Here is a 15093-nt window from a genome sequence, read left to right as displayed (position 1 = left end):
GGCAGCGAGGACGGTGGCTGCGGCGAGGGCGACGGCCGTCTCCGTCGTCGGGCGGCAGGCGGTGTCCTACTTCTTGGTCGACGCCCGGCTCGTCGCCGGCTTCTTCGTCGTCGTGGCGCGCTTGGTCGTCCGACCCCGCTTGACCGGGCCGCGGGCCCGCTTCTCGGCGAGGAGCTCGGCCGCACGCTCGAGCGTGACGGTCTCGACCGCGTCCTCCTTGCGGAGCGTCGCGTTCGTCTCCCCGTCCGTGACGTACGGGCCGAAGCGACCGTCCTTGACGACGACGGGCTTGGCGGACACGGGGTCCTCGCCCAGCTCGCGCAGCGGTGCCGCGGCCGTCGCGCCGCGCCCGCGCTTGGGCTGGGCGTAGATGGCCAGCGCCTCCTCGAGCGTCACCTCGAACAGCGCGTCCTCGGTGGGCAGCGTGCGGGAGTCGGTGCCCTTCTTGAGATAGGGCCCGTACCGCCCGTTCTGCGCCGTGATCGGCTCGCCGCTCTCGGGGTCCGTGCCGACGACGCGCGGCAGCGACAGGAGCCGCAGCGCATCCTCGAGGGTGATCGTCTGCAGCTGCATGGAGCTGAACAACGACGCCGTCCGCGGTTTGGGCGCGGCCGCCAGCGCCTTCTTCCTCGCCGCCGCCGACAGGGTCGGGTCGAGCTCCGGCTCGGGGAGGAGCTCGGTGACGTAGGGGCCGTACCGGCCGTTGCGCGCGACGATCGTCGTGCCCGTCGACGGGTCCTCGCCCAGGACCAGGTCGCCGTCGGCCTGGTTCTCCAGCAGGTCCTTGGCCTTCTCGACGGTCAGCTCGTCCGGCGCGAGGTCGTCCGGCACGGACGCCCGCCGGCCCTCCGTCTCGCCCTCACCGGGCGGGCCCTCGAGGTACGGGCCGTACCGGCCCACCCGCAGGGTGATGCCCTCGCCGATCGGCACCGAGTTGATGTCACGGGCGTCGATGTCCCCGAGGTCCTCGACGAGCCGCCGCAGGCCCTCGCCGGTCTCGCCCTGGGCCGCGTCACCGAAGTAGAACTCGGTCAGCCAGGCGACACGGTCCTTGCTGCCCGCGGCGATCTGGTCGAGGTCGTTCTCCATGGCTGCGGTGAAGTCGTAGTCGACGAGCCGGTCGAAGTGCTCCTCCAGGAGCCGGATCACGGCGAACGCGAGCCAGCTCGGCACGAGCGCCTGGCCCCGCCCCAGCACGTAGCCGCGGTCCATGATGACCGAGATGGTCGCCGCGTAGGTGGACGGCCGGCCGATCCCCCGCTCCTCGAGCGCCCGGATGAGGCTCGCCTCGGTGTAGCGGGGCGGCGGGCTCGTGCGGTGGCCCTCCGCCTCGAGCGCGTCCGTGGCGAGCGCGTCCCCGGTCTCCATGCGCGGCAGGCGGGTCTCGGCCTTGCGGCCGGCCTTGGCCTCGCCCTCACCGGCGTCCTCGGCGCCCGTGGCACCGGCGCCGTCCGCCGCGCCGTCGCCGTAGCGGTCGGTGTCCCGGCCCTCCTCGTACGCCGCGAGGAAGCCCCGGAAGGTGATGACGGTGCCGGACGCCGAGAACTCGGCGTCCCGTCCGTCGGTCGCCCGCGCACCGAGGCGGATGGACGCGGTCGACCCCTTGGCGTCGGCCATCTGCGAGGCGACGGTGCGCTTCCAGATGAGCTCGTACAGCTTGAACTGGTCGCCGGACAGCTCCCGCGCGACCTGCGCCGGCGTGCGGAACGAGTCCCCTGCCGGACGGATGGCTTCATGGGCCTCCTGGGCGCCCTTGTTCTTCGTCGCGTAGAGCCGCGGGGCGTCGGGCACGTACTCGGGGCCGTACAGCTCGGCGGCCTGGCGTCGCGCGGCGTCCGTCGCCTGGAGGCTCAGCGACGGCGAGTCGGTCCGCATGTACGTGATGTAGCCGTTCTCGTACAGCGACTGAGCGGTGCGCATCGTCTGCCGGGAGCTCATCCGCAGCTTTCGCGACGCCTCCTGCTGCAGGGTCGACGTCGTGAACGGCATCGCGGGCTTGCGGGAGTACGGCTTCGTCTCCACCGAGCGCACCGCGAACGACGCCTCGGCCAGCCCGCTCACGAGCGTGCGCGCGGCGTCCTCGTCGAGGTGGACCGCACCCTTCGTGGTCAGCGTGCCGCGGTCGTCGAAGTCGCGGCCGACGGCGACGCGCGCCCCGTCCACCGTGACGAGCCGCGCCGCGAAGGCGCCGCGGGCGGCGTCGTCGGCCGGGGCCTGGACGTGGAACTCGCCCCGGACGTCCCAGTAGTCGGCGGCGCGGAACGCCATCCGCTCGCGCTCACGCTCGACGACCATCCGTGTCGCGACCGACTGCACCCGGCCGGCGGAGAGCCCCTGCCGCACCTTGCGCCACAGGACCGGCGACACCTCGTACCCGTAGAGGCGGTCGAGGATGCGCCGCGTCTCCTGGGCGTCGACGAGGCGCTCGTCCAGCTCCCGGGTGTTCTCGAGCGCCCTCGTGATCGCCTCGCGGGTGATCTCGTGGAACACCATGCGCTTGACGGGGACCTTCGGCTTGAGCTCCTGGAGCAGGTGCCAGGCGATGGCCTCGCCCTCGCGGTCCTCGTCGGTGGCGAGGTAGAGCTCGTCGGACTCCTTGAGGGCGCGCTTGAGCTCCGCGACCTTCTTCTTCTTGTCCGGGTCGACGACGTAGTAGGGCTCGAAGCCGTGGTCCACGTCGACGGCGAACTTGCCGAACGGGCCCTTCTTCATGTCCGCGGGGAGCTCGGACGGCTGAGGCAGGTCGCGGATGTGACCGACGGAGGCCTCGACGGTGTACGAGTCACCGAGGTAGCCCGCGATGGTGCGCGCCTTGGCGGGCGACTCGACGATCACCAGCTTGCGACCTGTGGGCATGGACGACCTGCTTCCTGCGGTGCGGCCCACCCGGGTACCTGCTCCCGGTGCGGGGTGCCGACGGTACTACCGCCGGGGGACGGATCGGGCCCGTCGCCGCGCACTCTACGTCCTCACGTCAAGATCGGTCGGGTGGGCCCGCCCCCGCCGTGGACGTCGCGGTGGGCCCACGGGACGTGGCGACGCGCCGCGGCTCGGCCGCGTCGAGCACCGCCAGGACCAGGCCGACGACGACGCACGTCACCGTGACGACGCCCAGCGCACCGCCCCCGTAGGCCGTGATGAGGTCAGCCCGCGACGCCAGCTGCTGACCCTCGCCCAGGTGGCTCAGGCTGCGCTGCAGCGCCAGGAGGGCCCCCGTCCCCGCCACCACCCCGGCGACCAGGAGCAGGCCGGCGGCCGCGCCCACGCCCCAGCGCCCGCGTCCCCAGCGCGGGGACCGCGGACGGGCCCGCACCCCGAGCGCGGCGGCGACACCGGCCCAGGCGCCGACGACGAGGACCGCGGCGACGACGTCGCTCGGCCGGTGCCACTGCCCGACCATCGTCGACATGCCGGTGGCACCGGTGTAGAGGACGCCGACGACGGCGGCCACCGGCCGGAACCGCGGCGGCAGCACGAACAGCAGGGCGACGGACACGGACGCCGCCGCCGTGGTGTGACCGCTCGGCAGGGCGTTCGCGAGCCGGTCCCCCACGTCCAGGTCCGGCCGGTCCAGCACCGCGTGCTTGAGGACCTGGGTCGACAGGTTCGCGCCCGCCATGAGCACGGCGACCTGGACCGCGAGGAGCACACGGCGCCGCACGGCGGCCAGCAGCATCGCCGACACGAGCACCAGCCCGACGAACGGCAACGAGATGACGTCCAGGACCGGCTCCGCGACGAGCCACAGCCGGGAGGCGCCGAGCTCCGAGCCCTGGAACGCCGCCTGCTCGAGGAGCTGACCGGTGCGCGTGGTGACGAACGCCCACCACACCGCGACCACGGCGGCCGCGCAGACGACCGCCATCGCCACCGCGGGCGCGCGTCGTCCGGGGCGGACCGAGCCGGCACCCGTGCCACCGGCTCCCGTGGCGGGAGCGCCGTCCTCACGGTCCACCGGACGCGGACCGCGCATGCCGCTGCCGTGCGCCGACGGGCCGGCGGTCCGCGCGTGGGCCGGCGGGATGCTGGGCGGACCGGCCGGTCCGGGGACCCGCGCCGCGGTGCGTGCAGCGGTCGGCGCCTGGCCCGGCATGGGGCCCGACGCAGGGGCCGCCGGCACGCGCCGTTCGGGTCGGGGCGCGTGCGGCGGGTCGGGGGTGGGCGGCACGTTCCCACGCTAGGCGATCGCACGGACACGGGGGAGGTCGAGCAGGGGGCGGGGCGCCCGCCCCAGGGCGGCAGGCTCAGCCGAGGAGCAGGAACCCGTCGGCCACGAGGTCGCGGACCTGCGGCAGCAGCTCGGCCCGCAGCGCGTCGACCGGCACGTCGAGGATGGCGCCGATCCCGCCGACGATCTGCCCGACGGTGAGCTCGCCGTCGCACGTCCCGACGAGGCCGGCGAGGGCCGTCCCCGCCTGGACGACGCGGCCGAAGCCGCCGCCCTGGCGCAGCAGCACGACCGTCGGGTCGACCGCCCCGGGCCGGAGGTGCCGCTCCTCGGTGACGTCCGGGGCGACGGTCGGCGCCAGCCCCAGCAGGGCGTCGTCGTCGGTGGCGGCGAGCAGGTCATGAGCCGCGAGGGCCGCGGCGAGGTGCGCGCCGAGCGGCTGGCGCACGGGGCCCGTCCGTTCCTCCAGGCGCCGCAGCCGCGGGGCGCCGGCCGCCGGCCTGCGCAGGAGGACGAGCCCGAAGCCGACCGCCTCGACGCCGCGCGCTGCGAAGTCGTCGAGCCAGGCGCCATACGCCGCCGCCCAGCCCGCCGCGTCCCGCTCGGGCGTCGTGCCGCCGTCGCGGAGCCACGTCTCGGCGTACTCCGCCGGGTCCTGGACCTCGCGCTGGACGACCCAGCCGTCCAGCCCGGACGCGTCGAGCCAGGTGCCGACCCGCTCGCGCCAGTCCTCGCCGCGGGGGTGCTCCCAGTTGCCGAGCAGCTGCGCGACGCCACCCGGCGCCAGCACCGCGCCGATGTCCCGCACGAGGTCGGCGACGAGGTCGTCCCCCGCGCGTCCGCCGTCGCGGTACTCGAAGATCGGCAGCGGGGCGTCCCCGGACGCGCTGCGCCGTGCCGGAGCCGCGCGGCCCGGTCGGGCACCCGCCGCGGCGCGGGGGGTGATGACGAACGGGGGGTTGGACACCACGAGGTCGAACGGCTCGCCGTCCCGCACCGGTTCGAGCATCGAGCCCTGACGCAGGTCCAGGTCGACGCCGGCGAGCGCCGCGTTGAAGCGCGCGAAGGCGAGGGCCCGGGCGGAGACGTCCGTGCCGACGACGGCGTCGCTGTGCCGGGCCGCGTGGAGCGCCTGCACCCCGCAGCCCGTCCCGATGTCGAGGGTCCGGCGGCGGGGCGACCGCACCGTCACCTGGGCGAGGGTCGTCGAGGCGCCGCCGACGCCCAGGACGTGGTCCGGCCGCAGGGCTCGTCCGGTCGCCACCTCCCCCTGGTCGGACGCCAGCCACCAGTCGACCGCCCCCGCCCCGTCGACCGCGCGGTAGGGGCGCAGGTCGACCCGGGCGTGGACGGCGTCGTCGTCGGAGGCCCCGGCCGTGGCCACCAGACCCAGCCGCTCCGCGCCGTCGGCGAGCACCCGCGGCAGGGCGCGGTCCAGGTCGGCCCGCCGGACAGGCCGGCCCAGCAGGAACGCGCGGACGAGCGTGCCCAGCGGGTCCGCGAGGGCCCCGACCGCCTGCCCGGGCGACGCGCCGAGGTCGGCCGGCTCGCCGAGCTCCCGCAGCGCCGGCAGGGCCTGCTCCCGGTGCAGCGCCGCCGACGCGACCGGGCCGAGCAGGTCCTCGACCGCGTCGACGGTGAAGGACGCCAGGTCCTCCCGCAGCGCCGCGAGGAGCGGCGCGGGGCCGTGCGTGGGCGCACCGGCGCTCACGGCGACGAGACCTCCACCACGACGGGCAGGTGGTCGCTGGCCACACGGGTCAGCTCGTCCTGCACCCGACGCGCCTGGGACACCCGGACCCCCGGGCTGACGAGCACCGCGTCGAGGCGACGGTGGGGGCGCCGCGCGGGGAAGGTCGGGCCCACGGCGGTCGTGACGTCACGCAGGTGGCGCTCGAGGGCGCGTCGCGTGGGCCCGCCCGGCTCCTCGTTGAGGTCGCCCGCGAGGACGACGCCGCTGCTCGTGGTCGACCGGACGAGGTGGCCGAGGCGCACCAGGTGGCGCTGCCGTTCCGCCTCGGCCAGGGAGAGGTGGACGCTGATGACCCGGATCCCGGCGACCTCGGCGAACGCGAGGCCCCGACGCGTCCGGCCGGGGCGCCAGGCCAGGCGCATCGACCGGGCGCCGTGCACCGGCAGGCCGGGCCGCACCAGGAGCGCCGTCGTGCGGGCGCCGCCACCGGCGACGGCGACCGTCAGCCCCGCGTCGTGCGCGAGCCGGCGCAGGCGCGAGCGACCCCACGGGCCGCGCGGCGGCTCCTGGACCGCGACGACGTCCGCGTCCAGCGCCCGGATCACGTCGACGACGGCGGACCGGTCGTCCTTGAGCTGACGGAGGTTCCACGTCACGACGCGCAGAGAGGGCACGGGGCCATTCCACCCCAGCGACACGCGGCCGCACCAGCGCGTCCGCATCCGGGAGGGCGCGCGGCGGCGAGCCGGATGCGCTCGGGGACACGCCTGCCCGGGTGCGACCCGTCCCGGCGCATGCCACGTTGGAGCACAGACCGCGGCCCCAGGTCAGCCCCCGACCCCGCGACGGGCCGTCGCCGAGGAACGGAGAACACGGATGCTCAGGACCAGGACTCGCGTGCTGCCGGCGATGGCCGGCGTCGGGATCCTCGCGCTCGGCGCGTGCACCGCGACCGAGACGGGCGGGACGACAACGACCACGTCCCCGTCCTCCGCACCCAGCCCGGCGGCCTCGCCCACCGACGACGACGACGCCTCGGCGTCCGGCGGCGGTGCCGAGTGCGTCGAGGGCGAGTGGGACGGCGACCTCGAGGCGGCGGAGCGGCGAGCCGTCCAGTCCCTCGACCTCGGCGAGATCGAGATCGAGCCGGAGGTGGACGTCTCCGGCGACACGGTCGTGACGTTCGACGGCTCGACGATGACCACCGAGTTCGAGGACCAGGTCACCGAGATCGTGCTCGCGATCGACGGCGAGCAGGACGCGCAGGAGATCATGGTCACGGTGCGCCTGGACGGCGCCCTCGAGGGCACCTACACGATCGAGGACGACACGCTGTCCGTCACCGACGTCGACGTGAGCGGGCTGGAGTCCGAGGTGACGGCGGAGCTCGGCGGCGAGGAGTACGACCTGCCCGGCGTCGAGGCACTGGGTGGCGACAGCTACGCGGTCGACCAGGAGTTCACCTTCACGTGCGACGAGGAGGAGCTGCGGCTGACGCCCGTGGCCGACGTGGACCTCGACGCCTCGGCGTCGCCGGAGCCCACGGAGTCGCCGGACGACGACGCGTCGGGCGAGGACTCGTCCGACGACGAGTCCCCCGAGCCCAGCGAGTCCCCGGACGCCGGCGAGACGGAGCTCGACCCGCTGACCCAGGTGCTCACCCGCCGCTGACGGCCCGCCGTCGTCGGTCACGAGCACGACGCAGGCCCCGGCCCCGTGAGGGGACCGGGGCCTGCGTCCTGTCAGACGTCGTCCGGGTCAGACCAGGTGCGCCTCGTGCTCGAGGCGCGCCTCGGAGTCCACCTTGGCGGCCCGAAACCGCGACAGGACCACGGCACCGAAGGCGACGAGCGCCGCGAAGGTGGCGATGCCCAGCCGCAGCGTGTGGTTCGCGTCGGGGCCGATGCTCACCTGGACGACCGCGGGCGCGATGAGCAGCGCGACGAGGTTCATGACCTTGATGAGCGGGTTGATCGCCGGGCCGGCGGTGTCCTTGAACGGGTCGCCGACGGTGTCGCCGATGACGACGGCGGCGTGGGCGTCGGAGTTCTTCCCGCCGTACTTGCCGTCCTCGACGATCTTCTTGGCGTTGTCCCACGCGCCGCCGGAGTTCGCGAGGAAGACGGCCATGAGCACACCGGCCCCGATGGTCCCGGCGAGGAAGCCCGCGAGCGGCCCGACGCCGAGGCCGAAGCCGACGGCGATGGGCGCGAACGCGGCGAGGAGTCCCGGCGTCGCGAGCTCGCGCAGGGAGTCGCGCGTGCAGATGTCGACGACCTTGCCGTACTCGGGGCGCGTCTCGCCGGTCATGATCCCGGGCATCTCCCGGAACTGCCGGCGCACCTCGAAGACGATCGCACCAGCCGCCCGGGTCACGGCGTCGATGGCCAGGCCCGAGAACAGGAACACGGTGGCGGCACCGAGGATGACGCCGACCAGCGTGATCGGGGAGATGACCTCGTAGGACAGCATCGCGACGGACAGCCCGCCCTCGCCCGAGAGGTCGCCGAGGCTCTCCAGGGCCTTGCGGACCGCGTCGGAGTAGGAGCCGAACAGCGCCGTGGCCGCGAGGACGGCCGTGGCGATCGCGATGCCCTTGGTGATCGCCTTGGTGGTGTTGCCGACCGCGTCGAGGTCCGTGAGCGTCTGGGCGCCCGCGGCGTCGATGTCGCCGGACATCTCGGCGATGCCCTGGGCGTTGTCGCTCACCGGGCCGAAGGTGTCCATGGCGACGATGACGCCCACGGTCGTGAGCAGTCCGCAGCCCGCGAGCGCGATGAGGAACAGGGACAGCCACACGGAGCCGCCGGCGATGAGGAACACGGCGCAGATGGCCGCGGCGATGATGCCCGCGGTGTAGACGGCGGACTCGAAGCCCACCCCGATGCCGGACAGGACCACCGTGGCGGGGCCCGTCAGCGAGGTGCGGGCGACGTGCAGCGTCGGCTTGGACGTGGTGCCCGTGAAGTAGCCCGTGAGCCAGAGGATGACCCCGGCGAGCACGATGCCGATGACGACGGCGAGCGTGGCGAGCAGACGGGGGTCGCCCGTCTCGGCGGCGAAGTCGCTGCCCTCGATCGGCGTCAGGCCCGCGAAGCTCGAGGGCAGGTAGACGTAGGCGGCGACCGCCGACAGCACCGCGCCGATGAGGGCCGAGGTGTAGAACCCGCGGTAGATCGCGCGCAGGCCGCTCTCCGTGCCGCGGACACGCGTGATGTAGACGCCGAGGCCCGCGGTGAGCGCGCCGATCGCCGGGACGATGAGCGGGAAGACGAGACCCTGCTCGCCGAACGCGACCTTGCCCAGGATGAGGGCGGCGACGAGCGTCACGGCGTAGGACTCGAAGAGGTCCGCGGCCATGCCCGCGCAGTCGCCCACGTTGTCGCCGACGTTGTCCGCGATGGTGGCCGCGTTGCGCGGGTCGTCCTCGGGGATGCCCTGCTCGACCTTGCCGACCAGGTCCGCGCCGACGTCGGCGGCCTTGGTGAAGATGCCGCCGCCGACACGCATGAACATCGCCAGCAGGGCCGCGCCGAAGCCGAAGCCCTCGAGCACCGCCGGCGCGTCGCCGCGGTAGATGAGGACGACCGACGACGCGCCGAGGAGCCCGAGGCCGACGACGGACATGCCGACGACGCCACCGGTGCGGAACGCGATCCGCGCGCCCTCGGTCCGGCCGTTGCTGTGCATCGCGGCAGCCGCGACGCGCACGTTGGCACGCACGGCGAGCCACATGCCGAGGTAGCCGATAGCGGCGGAGAAGCCCGCCCCGAGCAGGAAGAAGATGGACCGGCCGATCCGCACGCCGGTGTCGCCGGGCAGGAGGAACAGCAGGGCGAAGACGAGGACCGCGAACAGCACCAGCGTGCGGAACATGCGGCTGAGGTAGGCGGAAGCCCCCTCCTGGACAGCGGTGGCGATCTCCTGCATGCGCGTCGTGCCCTCGCCCGCGGCGAGGACCTGCTTGCGCAGGACCACCGCGAGAGCGAGCGAGACGACCGCGACCAGGGCGATGCCGCCGACGATGATGAGGCTCGAGGTTCCGAGCGAGGGCATCCGTCCTCCTAGATCACGTGCCGGCCGGCGTCGTTGCCGACGGCGCAAGCGACCGTTCGGGCCGCGGGATGCGCGCAGTCTACGGGTGAGCGGAAGGGGCGCGAGCCGGGCCGGACCCGGCGATCGGTCGGCGGGACGACCGCACCCCGACGATTCCCCGGTCCGGTCGTCGACGAGGGTGAGGGCAGAGCCGGTCGGCCGCAGGAGGGCCGACCGGCGGCCGCAGGCGGGTGATGATGGCGGACGGCGCCGTGCTGGAGGCGGGGGCGAGCTGGCCCGGGTCGCGGAGCAGGCGGCCCCCGAGCGCGTCGAGGGCGGGACCGGGACCGGCGGCTGACGTGCTCGTCGACGCGCGCGCCCGGCTGGACCTTGTTCCACTGGGGGATGCCCACCACCCCTGAGAGCTCCCCCGGGGCCGTCCTGCTCGACATCGACGGGACGCTCGTCGACTCCAACTACCTGCACGTCCACGCGTGGGTGCAGGCGTTCGCGGAGGTGGACCGGCCGGTCGACGCGTGGCGGGTCCACCGGGCGATCGGGATGGGGTCCTCGCTGCTGCTCGCCGCGCTGCTCGGCGACGCGGTCCACGAGCTGGGCGACCGGGCCAAGAAGCGGCACACGGAGCACTACGCCGAGCTCGCGGAGCTGCAGCGGCCCTTCCCGGGTGCGCGCGAGCTGGTGCGGGCGATCGCCGACCGCGGCGCGCGGACGGTGCTCGCGACGTCTGCCGGGCCCGAGGAGCTCGAACGACTGCTGGCCGTCCTGGACGTCGAGGACGCGCTCACGGGGGTCACGTCGGCCAAGGACGTGGAGGAGGCCAAGCCGGACCCCGATCTCGTCCTCACCGCCCTGGAGGTCGCGGACGTCGCCCCCGGCCGGGCCGTGCTCGTCGGGGACACCGTGTGGGACGTCCAGGCGGCCGAGCGCGCCGGCGTGCGTCGCGTCGGCGTGCTCAGCGGGGGCGTCAGCGAGGCCGAGCTGCGCGACGCCGGCGCGGTGGCGGTCTACCGGGACGTCGCCGCCCTGCTCGACGACCTCGACGACAGCCCGCTGGCGCAGACGTGGTGACCCGCACCCCGACGACCACCCGCTCCCCACACCCAGGAGGCACTCCATGACCGACCAGACGACACCTCAGGACCCGACCGAGCAGTACGGCTCCCCCGACTCGGACACCATCGCCTACCCCGGCCTCACGAAGGACATGGACGAGAAGCCGGACCACGGCGAGGAGTCGTACGTCGGCTCCGGCCGGCTCGAGGGCAAGCGGGCGATCATCACCGGCGGTGACTCGGGAATCGGCCGTGCGGTCGCCATCGCGTACGCCCGCGAGGGCGCCGACGTCGTCCTGTCGTACCTGCCCGAGGAGCAGGAGGACGCGGACGAGACGGCGCGCTGGGTCCGTGACGCGGGCCGCAAGGCCGTGCTCGTCCCCGGTGACATCCGCTCGGAGGAGGCATGCCAGGAGATCGTCGACCGCGCCGTCGCGGAGCTGGGCGGGATCGACGTCCTCGTCAACAACGCCGCGTACCAGATGGCGCAGGAGAACGGGATCTTCGACATCACGACGGAGCAGCTCGACCGGGTGATGAAGACGAACATCTACGCGATGTTCTGGCTCACCAGGGCGGCGCTCGAGCACATGGGTGAGGGCGGCACGATCATCAACACGTCGTCGGTCCAGGGGTACCAGCCGAGCCCCGAGCTGCTCGACTACGCGGTGACCAAGGCAGGGATCATCAACTTCACCCGTGGACTGGCGCAGCAGCTCGCCGAGCGCGGCATCCGGGTCAACACGGTCGCGCCGGGCCCGATCTGGACGCCGCTCATCCCGGCGACCATGCCGGAGGGCAAGGTGGAGAGCTTCGGTGAGGACACACCCGAGGGCCGCCCCGGTCAGCCCGCAGAGCTCGCGCCCGCGTACGTGTTCTTCGCGTCGCAGGAGTCCAGCTACACCACCGGCCAGCGCCTCGGCGTGGCGGGCGGGAAGATGATGCCCTGACGCCTTCCGGGCGACCACGGGACGAGCCCCGGACCGTCGCGGTCCGGGGCTCGTGCCGTGCGGGTGCCCGTCCGGCGCTCGTCCGTCAGCCCTGCAGGGACTCCTCGAGCGTCGGGTGGATCGTGAAGACCTGGGTCAGCGCGGTGATGCGGAAGACCTTGAGGATCTTCTCCTGCGAGATGACCAGCTGGAGGTCCCCGCCGAGGGTACGGACCTTCTTCAGCGCGCCGACCAGCACACCCAGGCCGGTGGAGTCCATGAAGCTGACCTGGGTGAGGTCGACGACCAGGTTGGTGCTCTCCGCGTCGATGAGGGAGGACAGCTCCTCGCGGAGGGCCGGCGCCGTGTAGACGTCGATCTCCCCGGTGACCTCGACGACGGTGCGGTCACCGTTGGCACGGCTCGTGACGGTGACGTCCACACCGACCTCCTTGAACTCTCGGCCTACCGAACCCGGCCATTCAACCAAAGACCGGCCCGGAGCACGCGCAGACCACGCACAGGCCGCGCACGCGGGTGACGCGGGGGCACGCTGCGATGGGTGTCGGGGGCCGGTGCGAGGATGCGCCCGTGGTCGACAGCGCACACCTGCTCGACGTGCTGCTCGCGGGTGGCCGTCGCGCCGAGCGCGCCACCCACGTCGAACGCCTCCCCGCCCGTGAGGGCCGGACGGCACCGTGGCCGGTCTGGGCGGACCCGCGCCTCGTGGCGGGCTACGGGGTGCTCGGCGTCGCCGAGCCGTGGGAGCACCAGGTGCAGGCCGCGGAGGCGGCGTGGTCGGGCCGCCACACCGTGCTGGCGACGTCGACGGGCTCGGGCAAGTCCCTGGCGTTCTGGTTGCCCGCGCTCACCGCGGTGCACGGCGAGCCGCCCGGCGAACGAGCGCGGGCGCTGTCGGCGCCGTCGCCAGGCTCCTTCGGCCCCCGGCGGGGCACGGTGCTGTACCTGTGCCCCACGAAGGCGCTGGCCGCGGACCAGCTCGCCGGCCTGGAACGCCTGGTCCGCGCCGCGGACCACCGCGACCTGCGCCCCGCGACGTGCGACGGGGACACGGACCGGACGGAGCGTCGCTGGGTCCACGAGTACGCCGACGTGGTGCTGACCAACCCGGACTTCCTGCACTTCTCCCTGCTGCCGGGCCACCGCAGGTGGGCTCGGCTGCTCCGCGGGCTGCGCTACGTCGTCGTCGACGAGAGCCACGCCTACCGCGGGGTCTTCGGCGCCCACGTCGCGGCGGTCCTGCGGCGGCTGCGGCGCGTGGCCGTCCACTACGGCAGCGCGCCCACGTTCGTCCTCGCCTCCGCGACCACGGCCGACCCTGCCGCGAGCGCCGCCCGCCTCGTGGGCGTCGCCGCCGACGACGTCGTCGCCGTCACCGAGGACGCCTCGCCCCAGGGTCGCAAGACGTTCGCGCTGTGGCAGCCCCCGGAGCTGCCGGGGCAGGCGGTCGTCCTCGGCGAGCCGGAGCCCGCGGAGGTGGCGACCCTGCCGCGCGCGGTCACGGGCACGGACGACGACGCGCTGCTGTCCGCGGCGGGCGAGTCCCACGGGGCGGAGCCGGTGGACGACCACGGCACGCCTGAGGACTCCTCCGGCACGGTGGGCACGGCGGGCACGGCGGCGGACGGCGCGCCGGCGCCGTCCGCCGGGGCGCCGGTCGAGGCGCACCACGAGGACGCCCCGACCGCCCCCGCCCACCGCACCGCCACCGCCGAGATGGCGGACCTGCTGGCCGACCTCGTCCTCGCCGGGGCGCGCACGCTCGCCTTCGCGCGCTCGCGACGCGCCGCCGAGTCGGTCGCTGCCGCCGCGCAGGACCACCTGGACCACGTCCGCCCCGGACTGGGGCGCACGGTGGCCGCGTACCGGGGCGGCTACCTGCCCGAGGAGCGCCGGGCCCTCGAGCAGGCGATCCGCTCCGGGGACCTGCAGGCGCTGGCCACCACCAACGCGCTCGAGCTCGGGGTGGACATCGCGGGGCTGGACGCCGTGCTCATCGCCGGCTGGCCGGGGACGCGCATGTCGCTGTGGCAGCAGGCGGGCCGCGCGGGCCGCGCGGGCTCGGAGGGTCTCGTCGCGCTCATCGCCCGCGAGGACCCGCTCGACACCTACCTCGTGCACCACCCGCAGGCGGTCTTCGGCGCCCCCGTCGAGGCCACCGTGTTCGACCCCGGGAACCCGTACGTCCTGGGCCCGCACCTGTGCGCTGCCGCCGCCGAGGTCCCCCTGCGGTCCGACGAGCTGGCGCTGTTCGGCCCAGGGACCCTGGAGCTCCTCGACGTGCTCGTGGACCGCGGTGCGCTGCGTCGTCGCGCGTCCGGGTGGTACTGGACGCACCCGGAGCCCGCGACCCGCCTCACGGACCTGCGGGGCTCCGGCGGGGAACCGGTCCGGGTGGTCGAGTCGGCGACGGGGCGCCTCCTGGGGACGGTGGACGCCGGCTCCGCCGACGCCACGGTGCATGCGGGCGCGGTGTACGTGCACCAGGGCGCGACCTTCCTCGTCGACGAGCTCGACCTGGAGCAGTCCGTCGCGATGGTGACGGCCGGGCGGGTCGACTACGGGACGTGGTCGCGCTGGCTCACGTCGATCGAGATCCGCGGCGTCCGCGCCGGGCGCCGCGCCGGCCCCGTGCAGTGGGGCTTCGGCCCCGTGGACGTCACGACCCAGGTCGTGAGCTACCAGAAGCGCCGCCTGCCCGAGATGACCGTGCTCGGTCAGGAGCCGCTGGACCTGCCCGCACGGACGCTCCCGACCACCGCGGTCTGGTGGACCGCACCCATCGAGGTGCTGGCGGCGGCCGGCGTCGACGACGGCGACGTCCCGGGGGCGCTGCACGCCGCCGAGCACGCCTCCATCGGCCTCCTGCCTCTGCTGGCGACCTGCGACCGGTGGGACCTCGGCGGGGTGTCGACCGCGATGCACGTCGACACGGAGTGCGCGACGGTCTTCGTCCACGACGCCTACCCCGGCGGTGCGGGGTTCGCGGAGCGCGGGTTCGACCTGGGCGCGCGGTGGTTGCGGGCGACCCGCGACGCCATCGCCACGTGCGGCTGCACCGGCGGGTGCCCGGCGTGCGTGCAGTCGCCGAAGTGCGGCAACGGCAACAGCCCCCTGGAGAAGGACGCCGCCGTGCGGCTCCTCGACGCGGTCCTCGCCCACGAGGCCTGACCG

General features: G+C 74.6%; 10 protein-coding genes. 4 read left to right on the top strand and 6 right to left on the bottom strand.

The window, feature by feature from the left end; genetic code table 11:
- Nucleotides 1-66: 66 nt before the first annotated feature.
- The 4 genes from topA to LG379_RS13130 form a co-directional block, all read right to left on the bottom strand.
- Nucleotides 67-2856, bottom strand: a complete 2790-nt coding sequence (gene topA, locus LG379_RS13145) for a type I DNA topoisomerase (RefSeq protein ID WP_225755050.1) — start codon at nucleotides 2854-2856, stop codon at nucleotides 67-69.
- A 118-nt stretch (nucleotides 2857-2974) separates the two neighbouring features.
- The gene (locus tag LG379_RS13140; RefSeq protein ID WP_225755049.1) at nucleotides 2975-4168 is read right to left on the bottom strand and encodes a phosphatase PAP2 family protein; all 1194 of its coding nucleotides are present in this window, start codon (nucleotides 4166-4168) and stop codon (nucleotides 2975-2977) included.
- 76 nt (nucleotides 4169-4244) lie between these two features.
- Nucleotides 4245-5879 carry a methyltransferase gene (locus tag LG379_RS13135; RefSeq protein WP_225755048.1) on the bottom strand — a complete coding sequence of 545 codons (1635 nt, stop codon included), beginning with the start codon at nucleotides 5877-5879 and terminating at the stop codon, nucleotides 4245-4247.
- Complete coding sequence (locus tag LG379_RS13130; protein ID WP_225755047.1) at nucleotides 5876-6535, bottom strand: endonuclease/exonuclease/phosphatase family protein; 660 nt, start codon at nucleotides 6533-6535, stop codon at nucleotides 5876-5878. The genes LG379_RS13135 and LG379_RS13130 overlap by 4 nt, the downstream gene beginning before the upstream one ends.
- A 202-nt stretch (nucleotides 6536-6737) precedes the next feature.
- On the opposite strand from LG379_RS13130, the gene LG379_RS13125 reads away from it, so the two are divergent.
- On the top strand, nucleotides 6738-7532 hold the full coding sequence (locus LG379_RS13125; protein WP_225755046.1) for a hypothetical protein: 795 nt from the start codon (nucleotides 6738-6740) through the stop codon (nucleotides 7530-7532).
- 87 nt (nucleotides 7533-7619) lie between these two features.
- On the opposite strand, the gene LG379_RS13120 is transcribed toward LG379_RS13125, so the two are convergent.
- Nucleotides 7620-9917, bottom strand: a complete 2298-nt coding sequence (locus tag LG379_RS13120; RefSeq protein ID WP_225755045.1) for a sodium-translocating pyrophosphatase — start codon at nucleotides 9915-9917, stop codon at nucleotides 7620-7622.
- 384 nt (nucleotides 9918-10301) lie between these two features.
- Here LG379_RS13120 and LG379_RS13115 point away from each other — a divergent pair, with 384 nt between their 5' ends.
- Nucleotides 10302-10985 carry an HAD family hydrolase gene (locus LG379_RS13115; RefSeq protein WP_225755044.1) on the top strand — a complete coding sequence of 228 codons (684 nt, stop codon included), beginning with the start codon at nucleotides 10302-10304 and terminating at the stop codon, nucleotides 10983-10985.
- Between the two features lie 46 nt (nucleotides 10986-11031).
- Nucleotides 11032-11919, top strand: a complete 888-nt coding sequence (locus tag LG379_RS13110; protein WP_370634520.1) for an SDR family oxidoreductase — start codon at nucleotides 11032-11034, stop codon at nucleotides 11917-11919.
- Between the two features lie 85 nt (nucleotides 11920-12004).
- Here LG379_RS13110 and LG379_RS13105 read toward each other — a convergent pair whose 3' ends face one another.
- Nucleotides 12005-12340 carry an STAS domain-containing protein gene (locus tag LG379_RS13105; protein ID WP_225755043.1) on the bottom strand — a complete coding sequence of 112 codons (336 nt, stop codon included), beginning with the start codon at nucleotides 12338-12340 and terminating at the stop codon, nucleotides 12005-12007.
- Between the two features lie 116 nt (nucleotides 12341-12456).
- Here LG379_RS13105 and LG379_RS13100 point away from each other — a divergent pair, with 116 nt between their 5' ends.
- A complete protein-coding gene (locus tag LG379_RS13100; protein ID WP_225755042.1) occupies nucleotides 12457-15090 on the top strand; it encodes a DEAD/DEAH box helicase in 2634 nt (877 codons plus the stop codon).
- Nucleotides 15091-15093 lie beyond the last annotated feature (3 nt).

This window comes from Actinotalea sp. Marseille-Q4924, from assembly GCF_916618755.1.
In the GTDB taxonomy this organism is placed as follows: domain Bacteria; phylum Actinomycetota; class Actinomycetes; order Actinomycetales; family Cellulomonadaceae; genus Actinotalea.
This window is presented reverse-complemented; position numbering and strand designations above follow the sequence as displayed.